General features: G+C 44.2%; 21 protein-coding genes. 9 read left to right on the forward strand and 12 right to left on the reverse strand.

Annotated elements, in window-relative coordinates; translation table 11 throughout:
• Positions 1-28: 28 nt before the first annotated feature.
• A complete protein-coding gene (locus ACLWBD_RS14840; protein ID WP_413568768.1) occupies positions 29-631 on the reverse strand; it encodes a hypothetical protein in 603 nt (200 codons plus the stop codon).
• Positions 628-1,974, reverse strand: a complete 1,347-nt coding sequence (locus tag ACLWBD_RS14845) for a hypothetical protein (protein ID WP_063205137.1) — start codon at positions 1,972-1,974, stop codon at positions 628-630. The genes ACLWBD_RS14840 and ACLWBD_RS14845 overlap by 4 nt, the downstream gene beginning before the upstream one ends.
• A 186-nt stretch (positions 1,975-2,160) precedes the next feature.
• Here ACLWBD_RS14845 and ACLWBD_RS14850 point away from each other — a divergent pair, with 186 nt between their 5' ends.
• Both ACLWBD_RS14850 and ACLWBD_RS14855 read left to right on the forward strand, forming a co-directional pair.
• Positions 2,161-4,455: an ATP-dependent helicase gene (locus ACLWBD_RS14850; RefSeq protein WP_413568771.1), complete on the forward strand. Its 2,295-nt coding sequence runs from the start codon at positions 2,161-2,163 to the stop codon at positions 4,453-4,455.
• 90 nt (positions 4,456-4,545) lie between these two features.
• A complete protein-coding gene (locus tag ACLWBD_RS14855) occupies positions 4,546-5,055 on the forward strand; it encodes a hypothetical protein (protein WP_063205139.1) in 510 nt (169 codons plus the stop codon).
• 51 nt (positions 5,056-5,106) lie between these two features.
• Here ACLWBD_RS14855 and ACLWBD_RS14860 read toward each other — a convergent pair whose 3' ends face one another.
• The gene (locus tag ACLWBD_RS14860; RefSeq protein ID WP_413568773.1) at positions 5,107-5,601 is read right to left on the reverse strand and encodes a hypothetical protein; all 495 of its coding nucleotides are present in this window, start codon (positions 5,599-5,601) and stop codon (positions 5,107-5,109) included.
• Between the two features lie 232 nt (positions 5,602-5,833).
• Here ACLWBD_RS14860 and ACLWBD_RS14865 point away from each other — a divergent pair, with 232 nt between their 5' ends.
• Positions 5,834-6,292 (forward strand): hypothetical protein, encoded by a 459-nt coding sequence (locus tag ACLWBD_RS14865; protein ID WP_413568775.1) that lies wholly within the window; start codon positions 5,834-5,836, stop codon positions 6,290-6,292.
• A 47-nt stretch (positions 6,293-6,339) separates the two neighbouring features.
• On the opposite strand, the gene ACLWBD_RS14870 is transcribed toward ACLWBD_RS14865, so the two are convergent.
• Complete coding sequence (locus ACLWBD_RS14870) at positions 6,340-7,173, reverse strand: flagellin (protein ID WP_413568777.1); 834 nt, start codon at positions 7,171-7,173, stop codon at positions 6,340-6,342.
• Positions 7,174-7,367: 194 nt separating this feature from the next.
• Positions 7,368-7,871, reverse strand: coding sequence for a hypothetical protein (locus ACLWBD_RS14875; RefSeq protein ID WP_063205143.1), 504 nt, complete (start codon positions 7,869-7,871; stop codon positions 7,368-7,370).
• 256 nt (positions 7,872-8,127) lie between these two features.
• Here ACLWBD_RS14875 and ACLWBD_RS14880 point away from each other — a divergent pair, with 256 nt between their 5' ends.
• On the forward strand, positions 8,128-8,478 hold the full coding sequence (locus ACLWBD_RS14880) for a DUF1622 domain-containing protein (protein WP_373998245.1): 351 nt from the start codon (positions 8,128-8,130) through the stop codon (positions 8,476-8,478).
• A gap of 28 nt (positions 8,479-8,506) precedes the next feature.
• Here the strand turns inward: ACLWBD_RS14880 and ACLWBD_RS14885 are convergent, their stop codons facing one another.
• Positions 8,507-9,691, reverse strand: a complete 1,185-nt coding sequence (locus ACLWBD_RS14885) for a KamA family radical SAM protein (RefSeq protein WP_413568779.1) — start codon at positions 9,689-9,691, stop codon at positions 8,507-8,509.
• Between the two features lie 318 nt (positions 9,692-10,009).
• Between ACLWBD_RS14885 and ACLWBD_RS14890 the strand changes: the two genes are divergently transcribed.
• From ACLWBD_RS14890 to ACLWBD_RS14900, 3 genes are all read left to right on the forward strand, one after another.
• Positions 10,010-11,383: a hypothetical protein gene (locus ACLWBD_RS14890; RefSeq protein WP_413568780.1), complete on the forward strand. Its 1,374-nt coding sequence runs from the start codon at positions 10,010-10,012 to the stop codon at positions 11,381-11,383.
• 68 nt (positions 11,384-11,451) lie between these two features.
• Entirely contained in the window at positions 11,452-12,480 is a 1,029-nt protein-coding gene (locus ACLWBD_RS14895) for a hypothetical protein (protein ID WP_413568781.1), read from the forward strand.
• A complete protein-coding gene (locus ACLWBD_RS14900; protein ID WP_413568783.1) occupies positions 12,477-13,463 on the forward strand; it encodes a hypothetical protein in 987 nt (328 codons plus the stop codon). Before ACLWBD_RS14895 ends, ACLWBD_RS14900 begins: the two co-directional genes overlap by 4 nt.
• Before the next feature lie 107 nt (positions 13,464-13,570).
• Here the strand turns inward: ACLWBD_RS14900 and ACLWBD_RS14905 are convergent, their stop codons facing one another.
• From ACLWBD_RS14905 to ACLWBD_RS14915, 3 genes are all read right to left on the reverse strand, one after another.
• The gene (locus tag ACLWBD_RS14905; protein ID WP_413568785.1) at positions 13,571-13,792 is read right to left on the reverse strand and encodes a hypothetical protein; all 222 of its coding nucleotides are present in this window, start codon (positions 13,790-13,792) and stop codon (positions 13,571-13,573) included.
• 154 nt (positions 13,793-13,946) lie between these two features.
• Positions 13,947-15,362, reverse strand: coding sequence for a hypothetical protein (locus tag ACLWBD_RS14910; protein WP_063205147.1), 1,416 nt, complete (start codon positions 15,360-15,362; stop codon positions 13,947-13,949).
• 11 nt (positions 15,363-15,373) lie between these two features.
• On the reverse strand, positions 15,374-15,991 hold the full coding sequence (locus ACLWBD_RS14915) for a co-chaperone GroES (RefSeq protein WP_413568786.1): 618 nt from the start codon (positions 15,989-15,991) through the stop codon (positions 15,374-15,376).
• A 135-nt stretch (positions 15,992-16,126) separates the two neighbouring features.
• Between ACLWBD_RS14915 and ACLWBD_RS14920 the strand changes: the two genes are divergently transcribed.
• On the forward strand, positions 16,127-18,391 hold the full coding sequence (locus ACLWBD_RS14920; RefSeq protein WP_413568788.1) for a transglycosylase domain-containing protein: 2,265 nt from the start codon (positions 16,127-16,129) through the stop codon (positions 18,389-18,391).
• A gap of 1 nt (position 18,392) precedes the next feature.
• Here the strand turns inward: ACLWBD_RS14920 and ACLWBD_RS14925 are convergent, their stop codons facing one another.
• Both ACLWBD_RS14925 and ACLWBD_RS14930 read right to left on the reverse strand, forming a co-directional pair.
• Entirely contained in the window at positions 18,393-19,373 is a 981-nt protein-coding gene (locus ACLWBD_RS14925; RefSeq protein ID WP_063242183.1) for an MBL fold metallo-hydrolase, read from the reverse strand.
• Between the two features lie 43 nt (positions 19,374-19,416).
• Positions 19,417-19,677 (reverse strand): 2Fe-2S iron-sulfur cluster-binding protein, encoded by a 261-nt coding sequence (locus ACLWBD_RS14930; RefSeq protein ID WP_172795279.1) that lies wholly within the window; start codon positions 19,675-19,677, stop codon positions 19,417-19,419.
• A gap of 192 nt (positions 19,678-19,869) precedes the next feature.
• On the opposite strand from ACLWBD_RS14930, the gene ACLWBD_RS14935 reads away from it, so the two are divergent.
• The gene (locus ACLWBD_RS14935; protein ID WP_253696423.1) at positions 19,870-21,837 is read left to right on the forward strand and encodes a hypothetical protein; all 1,968 of its coding nucleotides are present in this window, start codon (positions 19,870-19,872) and stop codon (positions 21,835-21,837) included.
• Positions 21,838-21,888: 51 nt separating this feature from the next.
• On the opposite strand, the gene ACLWBD_RS14940 is transcribed toward ACLWBD_RS14935, so the two are convergent.
• A complete protein-coding gene (locus tag ACLWBD_RS14940) occupies positions 21,889-24,000 on the reverse strand; it encodes a sensor histidine kinase (protein WP_413568790.1) in 2,112 nt (703 codons plus the stop codon).
• Between the last annotated feature and the right edge of the window lie 252 nt (positions 24,001-24,252).

The following is a 24,252-nucleotide window of genomic DNA, read 5'->3' on the forward strand; positions in this document are numbered from 1 at the left end:
AAACAACTTTGTTAACATTAGACTATGGTTAGAGAGCGAAGCGCACACCCAAGCGGATCACGACACTCCACACAGGATTTGGGTCGAAGTCCGATGCGATAAGGGCGCGCCCCTCAACACCGGCAACAAAACCAAAGTTCTGAAGTCGATAAGCTCCTTCGCCACCGACAGAGAGTCCCGACATCATCTTGATGTTTTCTTTATCGGTGCGGCTGTCACCCATCAAAGTTGTCTTCACTTCTTCTTGATAGCCACCTAAACCAACGCCACCATACAAGGCGCCAGACAATTCGTTTTGCACTTTATTAACTAGATGGTAGCGACCCCACACCAAAAGTTCTTGATGAGTGCGCTCGATACTTGAAGTCGCGTTTCCAGAATCTTCAGAGTAACGCGCATATTCAGCCAGAAAACTGAGACGTTTTTTTTGATAACCAAAAGAGAAATTTAAAGGCTTCACATCTTCGATCTCTTGCGAGTTTGCCCGCTCATAGCGCATCTCGGGATTGATCAGATTGACGGTCAGATAAGAGGGAGCTTCCGGAGTCACCTTCGGCATTCTTGCACGTGATTCCTGCGCCCAGCTCACAGAAGAAGAAATTACCAACGCGAGGAAAACAAGAACTCTCATTGCAAGCTGCTTTCTGTGACTGAAGGTGTTTCAACCGGAGCAACTTCCACTTTAGGCACCAATTTGAATTCAGACTCGGCCATCTTTTCGCAAGTCAGCGCTTCTTCCGTCGTTGCGACTGAGGAAGAAATGACTTCAGCTAAGAACTGACACTCTTCTTCACGGTAACTCTCATTCAGGGCAAACATCGACTTCAAAAATTTGTCAGCCGTATAATAATTCAAATCCAGCTTATCGAAGTCGTCTTTCATTTTCGGCAGAACTTTCACAATCAACTTTGCGATGTCTTTACGTGCTTGAAGATCTTCGATCCCACGCGCTTTAGAGTAAATGTCCGTATAACGTTTAAGAACGCGAGAGAACTGCGTTCCCAATGAATACGCATAACCCGTAACGTAGTCAGAGAAACGCGCCTTATCAGCAGCCCCGGAATAAAAGATATTTAAAGACCTTTTGATATTTTCCACTGACGGCAATGAGTTTACGGATTTCTCATCGCGTACCTTTAAAGAACGTGTCGCTTTTTCAGAAGGCAAAGACTGCGCGATAAAATCAGGGTCTCCGGTGTACATCCAGCCCCAGTAATCAGCAAGACCTTCATTCAAACCGCGAATGATCGCCAGGTGATAGTACATATGCATTTGGGCTTCGCTCATTTCTTCGCCCGTACTGATAGGCAGAAGACGACGGTGACGAACAGAAAGATCTTCTACGATCGCACGCTCTAAGAAGTTTTCACGATCATGAATTTGCGCGCGTTCGTCACCCATCACAAGTTTATAAAACAAAGAATGAAAGTGTTCGTGAGCCAAGATCCCACCGTTGATAGGAATTGGAAGACCTTCTGAAGAATAAGGAACTAAAAGCATGGAGTCCGTATTGCCATCATAGAAAGCGTTGTTCGTCAGACCGCCACGAACCTTCACAGCGACACCGACATCGCGAGGCCACTTGTTCACTCCACCAGCTCCTAACTCTTCATCCAAAAGCGCCAGTCTTTGCGTGTGCGCATAGATTGTAACTAATTGCTGAGTCATTTCATTGGCAGGAATGAAAGCTCCATCCGAATTTTTAATGAAACGACCTTGAGGAGCGGAACCTTGTAATTGTTTATTGGCGATGCGAGGGCTTAAGAAGAAACGCACAAACTTACCGGCCACGGTTTGCAGATCCGTGATGCCCTTCAATTCGAATATATCCAGAGAGTAGGAGCCTTTCGAGTTGCTCATAGGAGCTAAAACTCGGACGCTGCCCGTTTCCGTAGCAGAATCTGTTTGCGGCGCACAGGCTGCCAACACAGATACTGAAATTGCTGCTATGATCCGACTGAAAACGTTCTTCACAAAGTCCTCTCTAAGCACTATAAACGGAAGGTCCCTAAAGCCTATTGACCAAACGCGTTATAGTTATAGTTAAAATAGGCAAAAAACTCAATGAAAACTTAGGGATAGACAAACTTTGTCAGTCCCACTAAAGGTTCGACAGTGAAAGGGCTCTGGAAGGGGCCCCTCTTGTGACGAGGAAAAGCCATGGATGTACTTGATTTTGTTACGAAAGATTTAAACCCTCCGCAAAAAGACGCTGTCGAAACTCTTGAGGGGCCTTTACTGATTTTAGCGGGTGCCGGCTCGGGAAAGACCCGGGTCCTTACCCATCGCATGGCCAATATCATCGGCCAAGGGGTTGCCGCCCCCGATGAGATCCTTTGTGTGACCTTCACCAATAAAGCCGCTAAAGAGATGGAGCATCGTATTTACAAGATCCTTTCTGAGATGGGTGCGCATGTTCGCGCTCAACTTTGGATCAACACCTTCCACAGTTTCTGCGTGCGCGTGCTTCGTCAGCACATCACTTTGCTCGACTACAAACCTTTCTTCGGCATCTATGATTCGTCAGATACGTTAAGCCAAATCAAAAAGGTTATGACGGTTCTGAATATCAACGACAAGATGTATCCGGCGAAAAACTTCCAAAGCCGTATCAGCAGCGCCAAGATGATGGGACTTTCGCCCGAAGCTTTCGAAAAAAATGCGAAGCGCTTGATGGATGCAAAAACGGTTGAGGTCTATAAGGCCTACGAAGTCGAAATGAAAAAAGCGAACAGCTTAGATTTCGACGACTTGTTAATGAAGACCTACGAGCTTTTCCGCATGTACCCTGACGTTTTAAAAATGTATCAGGAAAAATTCCGTTACATCATGGTGGATGAGTATCAAGACACCAACCACATTCAATATCTTTTGGTGCAGATGCTGGCAAAAGCCCATCGCAATCTTTGTGTTGTCGGTGATGAGGATCAGTCGATTTACAGCTGGCGCGGTGCGGATATCAAAAACATTTTGGATTTTGAAAAGGACTTTCCAGAAGCGAAGGTTGTTAAGCTTGAAGAAAATTATCGATCTTCCGCAAACATCGTGAACGCGGCCACAGCGGTGATTAAAAACAACTCGCAAAGAAAAGACAAAACTCTTTTCACTTCGAACAATGCCGGTGACTTGATTCATGTTCGTGAAGAAAAAAATGAATACGATGAAGCGAAGTTTGTCGCAAAAACCATCCAGACAATGATGAATGAGGGCGAAGGCTCTTACAATGACTACGCTGTCTTCTATCGTACGAATGCGCAGTCTCGTGTTCTTGAAGAACAAATGCGCACTTTGGCCATCCCTTACCGCCTGGTGGGCGGCGTGCGCTTCTATGAGCGCATGGAGATCAAAGACATTCTTTCGTACATGAAGCTTGCGATCAATCCCGCCGACGATATTGCTCTAAAACGTATCATCAATGTTCCCGCACGTGGAATTGGTAAGACGACGATTGAAAAACTGGAAGAGTACGCTGCTCAACACGGAACCAGCATGTATCTTGCCGCAGGCAAAGCTTGTGACGACCGTATCTTCAATGCGGGAACGACGGGAAAAATACGTCGCTTCCTAGAGCTGATGGATGAGCTTCAAGCCAATGCCTTGAGTTTTAAAATTGTCGACTTCTATCACATCGTTTTAGATCGCACAGAGTATTTGCTGAACTTAAAAAAGGACGAATCCCCGGAAGCGCAAGCTCGCATTGAAAACTTAGAAGAATTGGACAACGCCATTGCCCAATTCGCTAAGGAACGTGGTGATGAAGGTACGTTGACAAGTTTCTTAGAAGAGATGGCTTTAGTTAGTGACGTGGACTCTTTAGATCAAGAGCAAAACTCTGTCACTTTGATGACTTTGCATATCTCTAAAGGTTTGGAATACCCTTACGTCTTTGTCGTCGGTATGGAAGAAAATCTTTTCCCAAGTGGTCGAAGCCTTGATAGCGACGGTGAAGAAGATGTCGAAGAAGAACGCCGCTTGGCTTACGTCGGCATGACTCGCGCACGCCAGAAGCTGTGGCTGACTTACGCCAAAATGCGTCGGGTTTGGGGGCAAGAACAAATGAATCCTCCCTCTCGTTTTATCAAAGAAATTCCAAAAGAGTTTGTTGAGTTTAAAGCAGCGATTGCCGAAGGCCCTCGCTTCGTTTCACGTTATGGCTCTAGTTCTTACGATACGGATGGAGCTTTCGACAGTCCTCGCTGGGGTTCGTTGGCGTCGGATCGTAACAAAGCACGCCCACAAAGTTTTGATGATAGCCAAGCCTTTCCGGACTATGAAAATGAAGGCTCGCAAGGCGGTCAGTTCACCAAAGGCATGCGTGTTCGTCACCCCACTTTTGGTGCCGGTACTGTGTATGCGACTGAAGGAACCGGCGAAAACTTTAAGGTCAGCGTGATGTTCACGGATAATACGGTGAAGAAATTCGTCGTGAAATATGCCCGTTTAGAGCGCATCTAGAATATTGATATTGAGCATAATTTGTATTTTTGTGTTGCCAAAATCATGGTTCCTGACAAATCTAGTTCGGCTACCTGAGGAGGTACTACTGTGAAAAAGTTTTTTGTTGTAGCATGTTTATTTGTTTCATCTGTTTCTTTTGCTCAAAGACCAGCTCCAGCTCGTTCTGTAGCGTCTAACGGCGAAAACACTGCAAGCATCAGCTTGGGTATGAGCAGCTCTGCGCTTAACATTGGCGGCAGATTGGAATTCAGCCAAGAACAGGGTGCCTTCGGTGGTTACGCGTTCTTGCAAACTGAAAAGAAAGATGCGGGAATTCCGCAAATCCTTTCTTTCGGTGGTCACTCTTTGATCAAGCTTGTTGATGCATCTAATGTAAATGCATACATGGCTCCAGGTGTTGGTATCTCTATGATCAAAATGGATGGCGCTGACGACAAAACTGTTTTCGGTCCTTCTTTCCGTTTCGGTGGTCAAATCAAATTGCCTCGCGGCGCGGGTGCTCTAGGTATCGAGCGCATGGAAATCTGGAACTGGTTTGATGATGAAGCTGCAGGTTCTGCTGCTATCACATCTGCAGTTTACTCTTTCAACTTCTAATTTGAATTTTAGAATTGAATAAAAAAAGCCCGGCTTTCGCTGGGCTTTTTTTTATTCACAAGGTCCTTCGTATTTATCGTTCTGAATCAGATGCCCGCGGGTTTCTCGGAACCAGGATTGAACCTGTACCGCTTCCCCTTCTAAAAGATCTCCATCTCCGGAGCCACCACCCTGATCGATAACTTGCACGTAGTGAGTCAGCTCATGCACCAAAGAATCTACCGGCGTTCGAGGATGTTTATAGGACGATCGTTTATTCATAAGATAAATCGTGTTGGTATTGCCATCGTAAACGTTTAAGAAAAAATCAGGGCGAAGACCCCACCATTTTTCCATGGCGTCTTGAAATACAATGAGCTCCGTTTGGCTTTCAATTTTAAGATTTACAGTGCCTGTTTTAGTGCTCTTCATTCGATTGCGGACGACTTTAAGCAAACACTCTTTGTTGTCTTGAAGTTTGTCGGCATCCCAGTATTCAGTATTTTGAGCAAAGCTTGTGCTTCCGATAAGAAGAATCATTAAGAGCGAACTTACAGATTTTAACATGGGCACCTCATTGAAAACCAAAGACTCTTGGTAGCGGGTTGCAAAGGGTTGGCCATGAAGCTTGCGCTTGTTTGTTGTTTTAATGAGTGTTCAGCACAAGAATCAGCTGCTAAGCCCGCTTAGCGCGGGTCTTTGTCAAAAATATCGACAGACTTTATTTGGAGCCCGCGCAAAGTCTTGGTGAAAATCAACGGGCGTTGCCCCTGCTGGTTCGGAACTGTAATCTTGAAGTATGAAAACACTTAAGCACCTCCTACTTTCAGCTCTTGTTCTTTTACCTTCATTGTCTTTTTCTGCACCCGCAGGTTTTTTTCTGACCAATACGAAAGAGATCACCGAAGATATGGTGAAATTTCACTACATGTCTAGCGATGGAACCTTTGAACTAAAGTGTGCGCATGTTTTTGATAAACCTGATGCACATGATTGGGACGTTTGGTGCGGCAAAGGAACCAAGTGGTTGCGCCAATTCCGTGTGCACTTCTTAGTAAGACAATATCAGGGAAGAGATTCGCAGAAATCGGCTTTTGAAGTTTTATATTGGGTTATAGATCGCGATCAAAAGACACCGAAGTTTTCTTCAACATCGTCTTGGATTCAGTTTAACAATCCGTCAAAACTAGAAATTATGAGATTCAGCCAAGGTGTTGAAAACGACTACGCTTACTTGACTGTTGAACTTAAGCCATAAAAAAAAGGGATGACCGCTTTCACGGCCATCCCCAACGGAGAAATCAATTAACCAATTAGTTTCAATGCCAATTGGTTGGCTTGGTTTGCTTGCGACAACACCGAAGTTCCCGCCTGCAATAAAATATTATTTCGAACCATTTCACTGGAAGCCGCCGCGATATCGGTATCACGAATACGGCTGTTTGCTGCTGCCAAGTTTTCTTGAGTAACACCCAAGTTGTCTACGGTTGATGTCAGACGATTTTGTAAAGCTCCCAGATAAGCGCGTGTGCCGCTGACATTTGTTTGCGCATCATCAAGACGAGCCAGGGCTTCTTGTGCGCCTTCTTTCGAAGAAAAATCAAGTCCATCTAATCCCAGAGCATCGATCGTCGCCGCGTGTTTGCCGGCATCAAAGGAAATGCGATCGGCAAAATCATCATTGCCGATACCCACTTGAAAATCGAACTTAGGAGCAGAGCCATCAAGAAGCTTGGTCGTTCCCCATGTCGTTGACTTCGCAATACGCTGCATTTCGTCTTTAAGCTGAGTAACTTCTTTGTTAAGCATACCGCGCTCAGTTTCGCCCACCGTATCGGAAGCCGCTTGGATTCCTAATTCACGTAAGCGCACAATAATGTTGCCGATTTCGTTCAAGCCACCTTCGGCTGTTTGAATCAGGGAAATACCATCGTTCGCATTTCGTTGGGCTTGAGATGCAGAGCGAATCTGCGCTTTTAATCTTTCGGAGATAGCTAAGCCAGCGGCATCATCAGCTGCCTTGTTGATACGACTGCCTGAAGATAACTTCGCCATAGAATCATTGATAGCTCGTTGCGAACCTACCAAGTTTCTTTGTGCATTCAGTGCAGCGATATTTGTCGTAATTCTCATTCCCATAAGTTCCTTCAACGTGGCGTGATAAATTTTTCGGTAATCACGATGGGAACTTCACAAGACTATGGGATAAATTTAGGAAGACATAGCAAACACGAGATTGTTGTAAAGGACGAGTCCTGCGCAAGATTGAATCACTTTCGTGTTTCGAGGTGAGATTTTCCCCCGAGAAGCCTCAGGGGAAAATGCATCAATGTTTATCTCGGCTGAACAACATCACATGTTGGGAAAGTGAAACTTTTAAAGAAAGAAGTTCCCGCTTCACCACGAGTCACGTGAACCTGTGTAGAAATTGTTCTTGGCACAGTCACGTCACGAGTTCCCCACTCTGTGCAAACTGGTGTTTGCTCGCCAGAACCTTCAAAGCGTAAACACTCTGGAGCTTCGTAAGTGCGAGGTGCTGTTTTGTGAACTGTTTCATAACGAGCACAAACCCAGTCTGTGATCGGACCGCCACCTTCACCTTCAGGAATGTTTCTTTTTACCGGAACAAGCTCGGCACACTCTCTTGTTGCGCTGATGGCTCTGATCTCATAGTCCGTCATGCAGGCATTTGACAAAGAGATGCCATGCAAATTGTAGCCATGTTCAACGACAGCATCGCGATCCGCGAAGATCTGACTCCAGGAACTTCCAGCATGAACGGCGAACGCACTTGAAGAAATAACCAATGTTAGTAGAGAAACAAATACTGATTTCATAAAATACCTTTTTTCTGTTGTTTTAGTGTTTTTCAAAGTTGCGCAACAGCCATGGAATGTTCCGCAAAATTTCCGGTAACGTAGCGGAACACTCCGCGAACAGTCTAAATACAAAAATGTAATTGTGGTTCAGCAGGTAAAAAGAAAGTGTGTGGTCTGAACGTACCCAGAAAAGAAGTGTCGAATTAAAGATTTTCAAATCCGAAATTTGCGAGACACTGAAGACGCTCCTATACCGGAAATTTGGAGGAGTTCGATGCTTCACGAGAATGTACGACAAATCGCTGTGGCCTTTGAGCTTGCGGGCATTGGCACCATTATCATTGGTGCTCTTTATTCTACTGGAAAATATTTAAAACACTATTTCAATAAAGACCCGGAAGGATATCGCAAGTATCGCAGCGGTATGGGAAACGCCATTCTCCTGGGGCTTGAGTTGTTAGTCGCCGGAGACATTATTGGAACCGTGGCCGTAGAACCGACTTATCAAAACTTAGGCGTTCTAGGGCTTATCGTTTTGATTCGAACTTTTTTGAGTTGGTCTTTGAGTGTCGAGATTCATGGTCGTTGGCCTTGGCAGGAAAACAACAAAGACCTTAAAGAATAATTTTAAAAAAGAAATCCGACTCAAAAGTTTAGAGAGACTTTGAATTCTTAAGTGCACACCATTCTTCTTCATACAAAGAGACATCTGGCTTTTTAATTTTTTCCGGAGCGGGGCTGACGTATTCCGCCTTCACTCCGTCCCAACCGATGTAGTGACGAGTCAACCCTTCTTGCCCGACCTCGAAGTTCGGCACAAGATACGTTTTTCCTCCCCCGTTCGGAATATCTAAAGAAAGATTCGGCATTGCGAGTCCGGAAAGATGGCCCCACAACTCTTTTTGAATTTCTAAAGAGTCTTCAACCGATGTCCGCAAGTGATCGGTACCTATCGAAGGATCGCATTGGAACATGTAATAGGGCTTCACACGTAAATAAAGCAAACGACGATTTAAAGCTTGGACAATTGCAGGATGATTGTTGATGCCGTTAAGTAAAACCATTTGATTCATCACCGGCACACCGTTATCCACAAATCTTTCCAAAGCTTCAACAGCTTCCGCTGTGAGTTCTCGCGGATGATTGAAATGAGACATTAAGAAGACGGGCTTGTGTTTCTTTAAAATCCTCACCAAGTCATCTGTCACACGCATAGGACATACCACAGGCATACGGGAACCAATGCGAATGATTTCGATGTGCTCAATATTTCTTAGGTCCGTCAGTACACGGTCAAGTTGCGCATCACTGACAGTTAAAGGATCTCCGCCAGAAAGAATAACTTCGCGAAGGCCCGTGTGTTTGCGGATATAGTTCAATGCTTGTTCGTATTCTTCGTTTTTGATGAAGGCTTGCTCTTGTCCCGTGAAGTGCTTGCGCGTGCAGAAGCGGCAGTAGACACTGCAAATATCGGTGATCAAGAATAAAGCGCGATCGGAGTAGCGATGAATCACGCGAGGTGCGGGATTATTTCTTTTCTCTCCCAAAGGATCGAGCATCTGCTGCAAGCCTTCTTCGATTTCATATTTTTGCGGCATTAAGATCTGACGGATCGAATCGCCAGGCTCCCCCGCAAGGCTTGCGTAGTAAGGCGTTGTGCGAATATTAAAAAGTTCTTTACCACCTTGAAAAGCCAGACGCTCTTCTTCGGAAAGCGTGAAGTGTTTTTCAAAATCGCTTTGCGTTTTCAAGCTATGGCGAAGCTGCCAGGTCCAATTATTCCAATCAGACTGGGAAACATGCTCTGGCTTAGGGCTTCGAGGGAAATGAAACTTCATCGTCGTGGTTATGAATGAAACTGAGTTAATAGGCAAGACGTCTTATAAAAGTGACGTGAATGGGCGCTTTCAGGGTGTTTTTTGAAGTTGGCGGTCGTCAGCTCTAAATCACTGATTTCAGGTGTTTTTTTAGCCTTCTCAGGGTGGGACACCAGAAGTTTTACAGAGAGCCACTTGCGATTCCCTATTCTCAACATGAGAACCCTTTGAAATTTTCATCACTTACCCCCTCTGGCACAAAGCCCTCAAGTTGGCGCGGCCCTCGCTTTACATCAGGTTAGGAAAAAGGGTCTGGAAGACCCATATATAGGAGGACTTATGAAAACTTTCACTTACCCAACACACAAATGGGTCTTAACGGCGACACTGCTCGCTGTGCTAGGTTTAAATGTATCTTTCAACACTCACACTGCGGGAGTGGCATCTGCTGACTTCGCCTCTACAGAAGGTGAAGGCATCACGCCATCAAAAATCTACACCGCCGACGGTGTGGTCCCAGTTAAATACATTGATAACGGTGAAGACAAAGTCCTCGCGTTAGTTCCAAAGAAAATGACAGAAGGTAAAGCCTGCGACTCTTGCGGCTACGAATCCTATCCATTAAGTGTAAAAAACAAAGAAGACATCGACAGCTTGAATGTCGCACTGATGAAAGCCATCGGCGCCCGCTTGACGACTCAAGAGAAACCGAAGGCGGAGGCTGCGCAGGAAGTGGAAGCTTCGGGCGACGCCAAGATCAATCCATTTGCATCTTTGGAAAAATGTGACGACAAGAAAAGCAACTCTGACGTTCTTTCTTGCCGTACTACTAAATATATCCGCATCCTTAAATCAAACGCGAAATCGATCAATAAAGAAGACGCTTACGACTACTACAAAGAAAATATTGAATCTTTAATCTTGAGCGAAATCGCTGAATCTCGCCGCATCGTAAACGGCCAAAGAAGAGCATCCGTAATGCCAGGCCAATGGAGCTTCTTTAGCGAATCTGATTCCGCGATGAAAGATCCTGCGGCAATGCGTGACGAAGCACTTAAACTTGTACGCGAGTTGATCAGCGGCGTTCCAGGTAAATTCGAAGATGTAAGAAGAAGATTAATTTCTGCCGAGTCAGAGATGATCCGCGCCGAAGCTCTTGAACTACAACAAACATATGTTCAAGCCAGAGACACTAAAGATCCATATCTTGGAAACTATTTGTTCAACGAAGGTAACTACCGTAGAGCAGACCTTGAATCATTGCTGAATAATGTCCTAAGCCAAACACAAATGGGTCTTGAAGGTTTGAAATCTTCTGAAACAAGTGCGACTTTGAAGAACCAGTATATGACTGAGATCAACTCGTACATCCAAAAAATCTACAACGGCATGAATACAGATGTTTACAACTTCATGGGAGCTGGCATCGGCGGAGGCACCACTGTACTTCCAGGTGTAAGCTTAGATTCTCGCCTACAAAACCCAGGGCGCATGGGAACAACGACGACAATAGTTCCAGGTGTTTCAACAAGAACAGGAGCGAACCTAACAGTTTCCCCTGGAATCGTAGTTCAACCACAAGTTACAACTGTTCCTGGCACTACACTACCGAACTTCCTGCCGCAAACTAACAACGGCGTAAGCTTCGGCACAGTGTCTCCAATCACTCCGCAATCACTGCAACAAAGACTCGACATCCGCGGAAGATTCTAAGGTTTGATTAAATGAACCAATCCTCCAACGGGCTCACGATGAGCCCGTTTCCTATAAGGAGTGCAACCATGAAAAAAGTTATTATCACTTCAAGCATAATAGCTGTTTTGATGGGCTGCTCTTTTTCAAAAAAAGACGCTAAGTTTCAGCCAGAATCAAGTACCAAAGAAAAAGCGGCAATCGCAGGCCTGCAATCGGCAATTAAGCTTTTGAACGAACAGGAACTCACGGCCTTTCTTAATAACACAGAATCTTCAAAATTGAACATGCCATTTTCAAACGGACAAACATCGGTTGAAGTAGCAATTCAAAGAGGAAATGTTTCAATTTTAAATCTACTTCTATCTCATGGCGCATCGCCTTTAGTAGCAAACTCCGTAACAGGATTTAGTCCCTATCAAACTGCTCTAAAGAATGAAATTAGAAATCAGCTTGATTTATCCATGAAGCTAGCTATGGACAGTTCAATTAGAAAAATGAATCAAAACTTAGTTAGGCTGCTCAGCCAAAACGACTACTCCACCTTTTTGGATAGCTACTCTCAAAAAAATATTTCGTGCTCTACAGCGCTAGTGGCGCTGATCGAAAGAAAAAAATCATTTTTGCAAACCACTATTCCAGATCAAATTGTTGAAAAAGTTCTGACCACAGGAAATTGCGCAAAGAATCCTACCCTTTTAAATATGGAAGACGCGGTAAAAAACGAACTGAAAGCGCAGATTCGTTCGAGATTTCGGAACATGACGATTCTTAAATTCCTTTCCAAGAATGCATCTTCCCCAATTACATTTATAGTTGAGCTTCAACATGGTAAATCATATCACTTCAGTACGGCATCAATTCTTGTCTGGGCGTCCATCAAAAATAATTTACAGCTAGACAAAGAGGTCTCACAGCTTAAAGAACTATTCCCCACACCCGGCAACTCTGCCGCACTAGTATCGTACCGCGATTCAAAAATTGACTTGGCTGAACACTCAATTTCTTTTGACGAAATAAAGTCAATGGACACTGATTTCATTGAAGCCATTGAAGTCTTATATTCTGAGTTTGAAGAAAGCTTTCAGTACACTATTGAAGGCGAGGCGGCAGAATGATTCGATACTGTGCTGCAATTCTTACTTTACTATTAATTTCAGGTTGTTCTTTCAAAAAGGGCGACACTCTTGGTTCTGACTCTACCCGCAAAGAACAGCTATTTAAAACCGTAGAGGAAGGAACTATCGAAGCGTTAAACGACCAACTGAAAAACTATTCTTCCGAAGAAGTAAAATCAATGCAACTCAATGGCTCCACTCTTCTTGAACATGCATTCGAACGTGGAAACCCAGAGATCCTAAGACTATTGTATTCCCATGGAGCCTCTGCATTTACGACGCATTCTAATTTGAAACCTTATGAAAGAATTGATGAACTCGATCAAACCGCAGCGATGCCCACAATTAACTGGCTGACGAACAAGTATCAATCAATTATGACTTCACCGAATCCACGCAATATCTTAACCTCATTTGCCGAAATTGGATCTTCTTGTACGGATCTTTTAAATGTTCACGCATGGGAAAGTTTTAAATATCAAAATCAGGAAAATTCCGCAAAAATCATTGAGGTCATGAATCTACCCGAATGCAAAAGTAGCATTTCTATCAGCAGGCATTCTTTCTGGGTTCAAACTGAGATTTTTGCCCTAATTAAAAACAAAACAAGATCTCTCGATTACCTTTACTTCTTACAGACACTCAAGGATTTTAGAAGCTTCAAAATAGATCTGAAAAAACAGGAAACCAGAGTAACTATGAGTCCATCTTCTTTGTTTAAAATTTTGTTGGACGACGAACTGTTTGGTCCAAACTTGGCCAATGAAATTCGCATTAAGCAAATTCTAAATCTTTTTCCAGAAGATAAGATGCTTAGTGTTCAAAAAAGCACTTCAAGTTCTTTACCCCTAAACAAAATCGAAGTTCTTATTAGCGAATCCAATTTGAGCGAAGTCCGTGACACCATCAAACCGATGCTAGTCGAAAATTTTTTTTCTATAGGACGAAACTGTTTTTCACTGTGTACTCACAGTCTGGAATAACAATGAATTATTCCTTAATCCGAACGACCTAAAAATCTAACGCAACTGCTTACTGCCACGGTGGCAGTAAAACTCAATTCAAAGATCCCTCCGGCAATTTCAAAAAATCAAATCAAAGATAATAACCGGCGAAGCCCAGAAAAAAACACCAGCTCCCATCTCGGGATTTTTTTATTGTTTAGAGATGGAGTCGCCTCAGCAAGATTTGCAAGGGAAGTGGTTTGAAGCTTCTCCGAAGGAAGGCCTTCGCCGGCGCACGATGCGCGAACCGCCTGAAAGGCGGCGGCGATGAACCACGATGGTGTGCCGACCGCAGCAAGAAGCTTCAAACCACTTCCCTTGCAAATCCCCCGCTCGAAGCCAATTCCAAGCCCCAGAAAAAAAAATCCCGAGGGACTTTCGTCCCTCGGGCCCTGCTCACCACCAAACAAGATGTAATCATTTAGTCATCAAGCTGTCGTACAAGTTGCAATCAAGTTGTTATCAAAAGCTGATGGCGGCTTTAGATGCAAATCCAAATGTAAAACTATTCTCTAAACCGTCGTTGCCATTTTTAAAGGCGTCACCCGGGAAGAGAAGACCGACTTGATTCACCCACTGAATTCTTTCAGATGGTCTGTAAATCACTTCGATATCCCATTCTAGGCCCAGATCTTTTGAAGAATCAACAGAGTTTTTTACGACATTAGAAATTTGTGCCCACACGAGTGTGTTGCGAACATCCACTTTTTCATTCCATGCGTAGTTCACTGAAGGTGCAACGTAGATGGTGTTGCTCACAAGTTCATCATCCGCAGAGTTTCCAACATTCGCAGAATTTCCCGCCGTTGCATCCGCTTGAGAAACATCTGTGCGGTACGCATTCGTGTTCAAGAAATCTTTTCTGCCTAAACGGTGATTGAAAAGAAGCATTGCCGGTCCATAGTTACGATTGAAAGCGTAACCGCTGAACTCTGTTGATGACGGGTCATCTCCAGTCGCCATACCTAACATCAATTTGTAATCCCATTTGGATTCATTCTTCTGGCTGTAAACTTCAGCTGCGATACCGAAACCATTCACGCTGACGTCTTCTGTGCCTTTTGTCACTCCAGACTCACCACTTTGGAAACCAGCTTCTAATTTGAACCCGAAAGCATCAAAGCCACGACCCAAAACGAAGTTCGTTCTTTGGATGTTCATATCTGAGTTCATGCTGTCGCCGCCCATTGCAGCTACTTGTCCGTCCGTGTAAGCCAAAACTTCTTTTACGCCTTTAACGTTTTCTTGATAAACGCCAAGCAAAGATTTGTTCTCTTCACTTTCATATTGAAGTTGGAAACCCAATGTAGAGATCGTTCCACCCTGACCGTAACCGCTGGATTGTTTGCGGCTTAATTGCGGCATGAAGAACCAGTCACCTACTACGATTTTGTAAGCAATCATATCGCGAGTGTCGTACCAGTGATCAAAAGGACCTTTACCCGCGTTGTAAGTCATACCCAAACCGAATTCGAAGGGAGCACGACCGACGATCAAAGCGCCGTATTCTTGGTTCACATTCAAGTAAAGTTGGCTGACTTTCAAATCAACAGAACCTTCGTTCGTCGAAGTCGCAGTGCCTTGTGTGTTTTGATTCAATCCCCAGATTTCACCTACTTGCGAGTTCGGATATTGAGAACTGTTCAAAACATCGAATCGAGAAATGATGTTTACGCCATCAGCCGCGATGATTTTTGGGCTCAAGTAAAGATAATTCAAACCATAGGCTTTTCTTTCAGAAGGTGAACCCAAAGATGGTTTATCCACTTCAGTCCATTCTGCGCGGTAGCCCCCGCTCCAATCCAAACTCATGGCGTTGGCCGTTGTGGACAAAAGCGCCACCGAAAGACCCAATGCTTTCAAAAGATTCTTATTCATTTTCATTCCTTTTATTTTGCGACCACGCCAAGGACATCCCCCTCGCGAAGGATGATGAGGTCTTCGTTTTGAATTTTGATTTTATTGCCAGCGTACTCAGAGAAGATCACTTTATCACCGACAACAACGTCCATCGGTTTCAAATGACCTTTTTTGCTCATGTGACCGCGACCGACAGCAACAACCTGACCTTGTAGATTGCCAGAAGTATCTGCCACTGTATCCGGAATGTACAAACCACCTGGAGTCATTTTCTCTGCTCCAGAAAGTTGCACGATCAAGCGATCATCCAATGGAGTTACGAAATTGCTGAGATCCAAATTTTTCGCCGGCGCTTTTTCTTTCACTAGGTGATTTGCTTTCGGCGCAGAAGCGACTTTCGCAGGAGCTTTAGCCGTTTTCTTAACAGCAGAAGGTTTCGCTGCTTTTTTGGGAGCGGCCTTCTTAGGGGCTGCCTTTTTCACTACAGCCTTTTTTGCCGGAGCTTTTTTCGCCGCCGTTTTTTTAGCGGGAGCCTTCTTAGCCGGAGCAGATTTTTTAGTTACTTTTTTAGGAGTTTTTTTAGAAGCGGTCTTTTTAACGACCTTTTTAACATTGGCTTTTTTAGCAGAAGCTTTCTTCTTAGCCACAACCAATCCTTTCGTTCAAACAAGCTTAGGAAAATTTAAATTTCGCTCATTTGCTTCAGAGAGAGTTTTGCACTACTCTTAACATATATGTTGCGACCACGATTAAAGACCATTTTAATTGCTTTTACAATCCTTGTGACGCTTGTAATCATCTCTGGCCTTGGCGTTGGCGTCTATGCCTACATCACGCTGGAAAAAGAACTGACGGAAAAGTTGGAATCGAAAAAGTTCATCGTTCCGACAGAGTTCTACGCAGCCCCACCGACTTTTTACGCTCACAGTTTGATACAGATTTCCGAAGTTGAAAGACAGCTTTTGCGCCAGAATTATCGCCGTCGCGACTATGATCAACGCATTCTTCCCGGAGATTATTTCATAGCCAATCGAGAGCAGTGTGCGGCCCGTTTGCAAGTGGGTTTGAATGAAAATCAAGAGGCCTGCATCGGTTGGGTGACATTGGATACGGCTACCGCTGACGTGGACAGCTCTTTACAAATTCTGGTCGTACAAAAAGATCGTTTGATCTCGCAAATTTTTAAAGGGGCTCCGTTTGTCGAGATGACCGAAGCCCACGCCGAAGCTCCATTACTTGCTCAATACATTGGCAATGAACCTTTGATGCAAAAGACAGTGACATTAGGAGAAGTTCCTCCGATGTGTCTGAATGCGATCATGGCCATTGAAGATGCTCAATTTTTGGAGCATGGCGGAGTCAGCATTAAAGGTATCTTCCGTGCGCTGGTAAAAAATATTGCGGCGGGACGAAGAGCTCAAGGTGGTAGCACCATCACTCAACAACTTGTAAAGAACTACTTTTTAACAAGTGAAAGAACTCTGAAAAGAAAATTTCAAGAGTTCGTGATGTCCATCCTGTTAGAATCGCGTTTTTCAAAAGATCAGATCCTTGAAACCTATCTGAACGTCATTTACATGGGACAAAATGGAGCGTTTCAAGTTCGCGGGTACGGTTCAGCAGCCCGTTACTATTTCGGAAAAGAAATCGCGGATCTGAATTTAAGCGAATGCTCACTGATGGCCGCCATCGTGAACAGTCCCGGCTTGTACAACCCTTTCCGAAAACCTGAAAACGCAGAACGCCGTCGCCATTTGGTTCTGGAAAAAATGCAAGGTCTTCAGTTCATCTCCAAAGATGAAGCCGACGCTGCAGACCGCTTGCCACTTCCGGGCGAGCCCAGAACTCAAGCCTCTGAAACCGCACCTTACTATCTAGATGCCGTTCGCAAGCAGCTTCTTTCACAAAATATCAATCCCGAGGGTTTAAAGATTTACACCGCTTTGGATTTGGAAGCTCAAGATGTCGCCCAAGTTTCATTGCGCGGTCACCTAGATAATCTTGAAAAGAATAACAAGTACATCAAAGGCCTTCGCGAAAAAGGCAACAGCCTTGAAGGCAGTGTGCTAGTAGCAAACAATGTGACCGGCCTTGTGAGTGTCGTCGTAGGCGGCCGTAACTATCGCATGACTCAATTCAATCGCGCTATTGATGGGCACCGCCAAATTGGTTCGATCATGAAGCCCTTTGTATACCTGACGGCGCTTTTAAATCAAACCCCTGAAGGACAACCGTATACTCCAATCACGTTACTGAACGATGAAAAATTCAATTACAAATACGAAGGCCAATCTTGGTCTCCGGTAAATTACGGCAAACAGTATTTCGGCCAAGTTCCGATGTTTTATGCGTTAAAGAATTCTTTAAATGCAGCGACAGCGGCATTAGGTATCGCCGTCGGATTAGGAAACGTGATTGATGTCACCCACACCATGGGCGTCACATCAGAACTGAAATCCTTCCCGGCGATGACTTTGGGAGCTTTCGAAATGTATCCGAAAGAAGTTCTGCAAAGTTACATGACATTTGCAAACATGGGACAAAAGCAAAAAATCTCGTTTGTTCGCCGCGCTCTGAATTCTGATGGCGTAGAAGTCTTCGCTCATCAAATAAATCCCGAGCCCACAGTCGATCCTGCAGCCGTCGCAAGTCTTGTCGGAATGATGAAGCAAACTGTTCTGTCGGGAACTGCTCGTTCGATCACGCTCAGTGGATTCCAAAACCCTGCTGCTGGAAAAACGGGAACGACAAGCGATAACAAAGATGCTTGGTTTGCTGGGTTTACTCCCTATCTGACGACGGTGGTTTGGGTTGGTTACGACAACAACCTTCCGCACCGATTAACGGGTTCCAGTGGAGCAGTACCAGTGTGGACGCAATTCATGAAAAAAATCGGGACGCGCTTCCCGGCCGATGATTTTCCTTGGCCCGAAAACACGAAGAAAGTGCTCTTAGATCAAAGTACTTTGGAATCTTTAAACGCGTTTAAAGAAAATGATCCGACTGAAGTTGAATTGATTTTCGACGCCGAAAAAGCGCCGAACTGATTTAAAGTTTAATCTCTAAGCCTTCGTAGGCAAAATCCCATGGGATCGGCGGAAGTTTTTCGCCGTTTCTAGTCGCGAATCTTTCGCGTGATTCATAGTATTCACGCGTTTGTCTTTTAAGTTCTAAAACATGCTCAATACGCGCGCCAGGATCATGATGCGCAAATAAAATGCGTTTGATTCCCTCGCGAAGGGCGATATCCAAACCCACTTGAGCCGCACTATGGCCCCAATTGGCTTTTTCTGCCAACTCCGGAAGAGTGTACTGTGCATCGAAATACATAAGGTCGACGTTTTGATACAAAGGCAAATCTTCCGCAAGCTCTTCGCGGGTCACACGAGTGCCTTCGGTGTCCACGCAATGAGCGTAGGCCTTGCCTTCACTTTCCACTTTCAAACCCCAACAGGGATCTGGATGATCCAACTGGTAAGGCGTGATGGTCATGTCTTCTAATTGAAAAGGCTTGCGAGGTTCTAAAGTATGAAAAACCACTTTCGCCTTTAAAGCCTCAAACGGAACCGGGAAATACGGACGACTGAAAATTCCACGAATCAAAGATTCAAGCTCGGGCTGAACCGCATAGTAGTGAACTTCACAGCCAGGAATAAAGTGAGGGGTAAAAAACGGCAATCCAATCACATGGTCCCAATGAAAATGAGTCATGAAGATATGAAATGCGCCTTTAGATCTTCCCGTGGTGCCGCTCATGATTCGCTCACTTAAATTGCGAATCCCACTGCCACCATCAATGATCAATTGAGCTTTATTACTTTGAACCTCAACACAAGTTGTCGCTGCTCCATAACCGCCGATGCTAGGAACTTCGGCCGTCTGAATGTATTTAGAAATTTGTGAAGGATCACGATAGCCCATAGAGAAGAAGTTACGAAGTACTCCTTCAATATGATAAGTCCAGTCCGTTGGAGGAGGTGCCGATGGAATTGAGCCCCGAACTCCCCAAAATTTTATCGTGAGCGACATATGATTCAGGATACGTATTTATAAACACGAATCAAATAACATATTAGGGGCTGGACTTCTTATCGTAGTTCACAACCACGTACTCGGACCATGGTACTGCCTGGCAAGTACGGATAATTTGAGTTCCCTCCGCATCCGCACTGGTTTTCCCCTCTTCCACGAGGGCTTCACAGGTACCGCAAGTCCCCTCCATACAAGAATATGGCGGATTGATTTGAGCGATGAGTGCCAGGTCTAAAAGTGTTCGTCCCTCTTCAGCAATGACCTCGGTGCCCTTGCCTTCGATGATAAATTTTACCTTCATACCCATCATCAGAGCATTTCGGTAAATTCCACACAATCAGTTTATGGTATCTAGCGACATTTACCGGTAATTCGTTCTGATTTTTTATTTTTGCTTTTGCCTTCTAAGGATTCCTTGGTAAGCCTTCGTGTCGCCCTGAACGGACGTTCTGGTATCTGAAGCTTGGAAGCTTCTTAAGAAGGGAAAAGGATTATGATCAGAAAGCAAGTACTCGCGCTTTTGTTAGCGTCAGGCCTATTGGGAACCGTGGCACCAGCTCAAGCTGGTTGGGAAGTTTTAAAACCTGCAAACATTTGGGAAAAGATCCAAAAAGAAGTCGCCAAGCAGGACATCGGAGCCAGCGTTAATCTTGTAAACGCTGAAATCTTAGAAGGGATCTCCACCTCACTTCGTTATCGTATCGAATCTGAACCATCTTACGTTGATGGCTTTTATACTCGCATCGACAAATATTCTTTAAAGTTCGATCTGAACCCAGGCGACTTTATCGACGACCTAGACACGCCCGTTGGCATGAACATCGAAAAAGATTCTGAAATCGTTTTCGCTCGTCAGTTCAAAAGCCAAAAAGACTCTTTATTGGCTTTGCCGTACACTCCAAGAAACTTGCCTTTCACAGCTAAGAAAGCTTTGGAACGTTTGGAGCCAGGAGATTTCGTGGCTTTCGAAGGCCGTTTGGCATTCGTTGTTTCTTTAAGTCACGACGTTCTTAAAGGTGAATTCACTGCGGGAGCTTCAACACACGCCTTCATTTCAGGCGAATTCATGGTTCATATCTTCCGCATGGCTGACGACAAGGTCCGCGTGAAGTTGATCGCAGTTCGCGGCAAAGGCGTTGGCGCTAATGCCGGTATTGATCTTGATGATGATCTTGAAATTTTGGGTGTGCACATCATCGATGACCGTATTCAAAAATGGTTGAGCATCACGCCGCTTGATTTGAGTTCTGGTATCAGCAAGAACGACGTCGTTATGCTGGACTATGTTTTTGACTTGAAGAATTCAGATGCTGCCAGAGCTTACGACAGCTTGATGCTGCATAAAGTTCAATTGAAAGACGTCAAAATTGCGAACCCTTTGGTAACTCGCAAAGATCTGACTCAAGAGCTTTTGACGGATCTAACTGACATTGAAAACATCGCCTTGGAAGACGGCCTATTGCCGCCTGAGCAACGTCGTATCGACCGCGTGTTCAAAGGCTCTTCTGAAGGATTCAATAAAGACGCCCGTGTTAAGTTTGGATTAAGCTTGTGGAAGTTCGAAGCTGGTAAAGCTTATGGCGAAAACAAAGTCCTTAGTTATGACAAACAAGATAACGAGCAGTACTTCCTTCTAGATACATTGTCTCGCTATAAAAAAACGAAAATCCTTTTTGGATTGTTCGGTGAAGAGACTTTGATGACTTCAAACTTGCTATTCACTGCGGATTCCAACTGGGTTCCACAGCGTTTCGTAACTTTGACTTCCAGTGCAGAAATGAAAATGCGCGATGTTTCTAAAAGAGACTTCGAAGAAATCCAACGCCTGGTTAAAGACACTATCGGCGAAAAGGAATTTAACAAAGTTCCTTGGCACAATTGGAACAGCGACAACGCAAAAAAACACGTGAACGGCTACTTCAAACAAGAAGTGTTCTTCAACCCTGAAGCGTTGAACGTCATTCCTTACATGACTGAAAAAGCTCTAGCGGCGCGCTTCAAACAATACATTGAAGAGAAGGGTCGTCCTCGCTCTCGTCCATTCGTGGGTGGCAACAGCCCTATCGATTACATCACAAACTGGGTGGCCGCATTCACCGGCGATATCAACCGCGTGGCAGCTCGTCTTAAGATCGTGATTGATCCTAAGAAAACGGTCCAAGAGCGCTTTGATGCGTTCGAAGACTTGCAACAAATGCCAATCTGGAAAGAGCGTGGCATTGGCTTCTTAATGTCTTTCATCTCGGAGGCGGACCGTCCTAAGCTTCTTCGCTATGAATTGATTCTATCAGCGAAAGGCACGAACTCGGTTCAATACAGCTTCGGCAACTTCAATGAAGAAAAACTTTACCGTTCGTTGATGTACATCCAAAACATCATCAACAACCGTTCCTTCGATTTGCGTCTATACACAGATGGCAATGGTGAGTTCCGCACAACAGCGACTTCATCAAATCCGTAATCGAAATTTGATCAATTAGAGAAAAGACCCGCTGGATAAGCGGGTCTTTTTTTATGCCTTCGCCTTAGCAATTTGAATCGAATCAAAGAAAGAGCGCCTTACCAGCAAAGCGCCTTTTTTGTTCGCAAGCTCCTGAATATCCGAACTTTCGACTAATGATGTACACAAGACGGCTTTGTACAAATGCTTTTGCGGAAGCGAGTCTAAAAGATCAAAGCCCGTTTCTTCTTCTCCAGGAAAAAGCAAGTCCGCTATCAGAGTCAGATTTTTCTCGGGGTTTGCTATAAGAAATTCTTTTGCTTTAGAGAGTGTCGAGAAAGAAGAAACCTTGATTCCTACGTCCTCAAAACGTTTCTGTAGACTTGCAGAGTCTTCTGCAGTCACGATGACAGCGCTTTCACTGACACCAAAGCGAACCGCTTCAAGAGCCATTGGCACCACAATTTTAAAACACGCTCCTTGCGCTGAGGGAATGTAAGACACGACTCCCCCAGTGAGTTCTAAGTCCTTTTTGACCTGATAAAGTCCCAAACCTGTTCCACCTTTTTTATTAAATGTCGATCCCTCTTTAAAAAGCGATCTGACGTGCTCCGCAGGAATTCCCGGGCCGTTGTCCTTCAGATAAATCACTATAATTCCCGCCTGTTTTTCTGCACTGATTTCAATCACAGGATCAATGCCTTTGGCGTAACAAGCTTCCAACGAGTTATTCAGTAGATTTGAAAAGGATCGCTGAATAGCATAAAGCGGCCAATACACGATTACGTCACTAGGAACTTGATTCAAGAACCGCGCTTTCTCATGCACTTTTTCATAGGAAGAAATCAGTTCCGAAAGCGCCGCCTTCAGCGAAGTATCCCCTTGCACTAAATCAGAACCCTTCGTCTTATATCTTTGAAAAAGATCTTCAGAAATATTTCGAATTCTTTGTGTGGCATTTTCGATAAGATCCCGCAGGTCCCCCGACACTTGCCCTTTCAGAAGTGAACTCGCCACCTGCAACGCCATCAACGGACTGCGAATATCGTGCGACACCTGCCCTACCATGCGCAACGTCGCTTCGGTGGTCGCGGCTTTGACCATGATTCGAGCTTGAAGCTTTTCCCGCTCACTTTTTTTACTTTCTTCAAAAAGCTTTCTGTCTGCAGAGCGAAGTGAAACAATGAATAGAATTGGAATTCCAAGATACTGAATTATTAATCCACCGACCAAAATCCGACTGAAATCCAAGTTCAGCGAGTAGAATCTAAAAACGGCTAGCGAAAGCAAAAATGCTAGAGTAGGAACAATAAAAGACCACGCCACAAACAAGGCGGGACGATGATAAAACTTTCTCAACAAAAATAGCTCTAAGGAAATAACAAAAAAGATCCAAAAAAAGTTGGCACTTGCTTTCGCTTCTTTGATCCAATCGGTATTTTTAATATTATTAACTATAGTAATTAAGTATTTTCCCTCAGAAAAATATCCCTCATTTGTCGCGTCTTCCGAAAAGGAGAATCTTGCAAACTGGTGCGTCGAAATTGCACCTGAATGATGATCTTCTGAGCTAATAATGACGATTTTATCTCGAACTTGAACCAAATTTTCAGTATCTAAAGAAAAGGTTCCTAATTTGTCAGCGGAATAGAATTTTATATAAACCTGCTTCGTCCCTAGGACATCGATGACACCTTGAGCTTTATCAAGATCGATGTTTGGAAGCTCAAATACCTTCAAGAAATCTTTTAGATCGCTATCAAGACCAATTCCGTCCATACTGAAAACGAGTTTTCGAGTTCTCTGGTCAGACACATTTAAGTGAAATTTATGAATTAGGTGTCGAGAGAATTCATCGAAGTGCCTTGAAGTTGCGAAAACTCTTCCTTCACCGGCGCCCCATCTTGAATATAAATACACATTCGATAACTTTTCTAAGCGCTTTTCAAACCGATCAAGTTCCTCTTCGGACGCTAGGATCTCGCCAGGAGAAATTGCCAAAATAATCTTTTTGGCTTTTTGCATTTCAATTTTTTCAACGAGCTGCTGTAGTTTGTTAATGGGAATAGTAGGATTTTTTTCTTTCAAAGAACTGATGGAGATTTCAACAACATCACTGTCATGAATCGGAAATCGTGAAAGATAACCTCTTAGATCTAAAAATAATGCATCTAAGTAAGACATCCTAAAACTTAGGGACGCAAACGCGAACAATCCGCCAAAGATAAACGGGAAAATCCACGAGATTTTTCTGAAAGTTGTGGTGGTTATAGACACCTTGTCTTATCGGAAAATTAAATACGAAGTTGATTATTCCCCAGCTGTTGAATCATTATCCCTTCGTGTATTAGTTACCTTTTGATCCTAGGTCGCCTGACAAGGAGCCAAAAATACACCGCCATATCTATCATAAGTATTTGATTATACTAGGCATTA

This window comes from Bdellovibrio sp. HCB117 (assembly GCF_047305915.1).
Lineage (GTDB): Bacteria > Bdellovibrionota > Bdellovibrionia > Bdellovibrionales > Bdellovibrionaceae > Bdellovibrio > Bdellovibrio bacteriovorus_B.

Excerpts from the sequence above, each read along its gene's own strand:
- ACLWBD_RS14865 (WP_413568775.1), top strand. The coding sequence starts at position 5,834 with ATGAAAACACTTAAGCACCTCCTACTTTCAGCTCTTGTTCTTTTACCT.
- ACLWBD_RS14870 (WP_413568777.1), bottom strand. The coding sequence starts at position 7,173 with ATGGGAATGAGAATTACGACAAATATCGCTGCACTGAATGCACAAAGA.
- ACLWBD_RS14860 (WP_413568773.1), bottom strand. The coding sequence starts at position 5,601 with ATGTTAAAATCTGTAAGTTCGCTCTTAATGATTCTTCTTATCGGAAGC.
- ACLWBD_RS14850 (WP_413568771.1), top strand. The coding sequence starts at position 2,161 with ATGGATGTACTTGATTTTGTTACGAAAGATTTAAACCCTCCGCAAAAA.
- ACLWBD_RS14940 (WP_413568790.1), bottom strand. The coding sequence starts at position 24,000 with ATGTCTTACTTAGATGCATTATTTTTAGATCTAAGAGGTTATCTTTCA.
- ACLWBD_RS14910 (WP_063205147.1), bottom strand. The coding sequence starts at position 15,362 with ATGAATAAGAATCTTTTGAAAGCATTGGGTCTTTCGGTGGCGCTTTTG.
- ACLWBD_RS14895 (WP_413568781.1), top strand. The coding sequence starts at position 11,452 with ATGAAAAAAGTTATTATCACTTCAAGCATAATAGCTGTTTTGATGGGC.
- ACLWBD_RS14900 (WP_413568783.1), top strand. The coding sequence starts at position 12,477 with ATGATTCGATACTGTGCTGCAATTCTTACTTTACTATTAATTTCAGGT.
- ACLWBD_RS14875 (WP_063205143.1), bottom strand. The coding sequence starts at position 7,871 with ATGAAATCAGTATTTGTTTCTCTACTAACATTGGTTATTTCTTCAAGT.
- ACLWBD_RS14925 (WP_063242183.1), bottom strand. The coding sequence starts at position 19,373 with ATGTCGCTCACGATAAAATTTTGGGGAGTTCGGGGCTCAATTCCATCG.
- ACLWBD_RS14935 (WP_253696423.1), top strand. The coding sequence starts at position 19,870 with ATGATCAGAAAGCAAGTACTCGCGCTTTTGTTAGCGTCAGGCCTATTG.
- ACLWBD_RS14880 (WP_373998245.1), top strand. The coding sequence starts at position 8,128 with ATGCTTCACGAGAATGTACGACAAATCGCTGTGGCCTTTGAGCTTGCG.
- ACLWBD_RS14930 (WP_172795279.1), bottom strand. The coding sequence starts at position 19,677 with ATGAAGGTAAAATTTATCATCGAAGGCAAGGGCACCGAGGTCATTGCT.
- ACLWBD_RS14890 (WP_413568780.1), top strand. The coding sequence starts at position 10,010 with ATGAAAACTTTCACTTACCCAACACACAAATGGGTCTTAACGGCGACA.
- ACLWBD_RS14840 (WP_413568768.1), bottom strand. The coding sequence starts at position 631 with ATGAGAGTTCTTGTTTTCCTCGCGTTGGTAATTTCTTCTTCTGTGAGC.
- ACLWBD_RS14885 (WP_413568779.1), bottom strand. The coding sequence starts at position 9,691 with ATGAAGTTTCATTTCCCTCGAAGCCCTAAGCCAGAGCATGTTTCCCAG.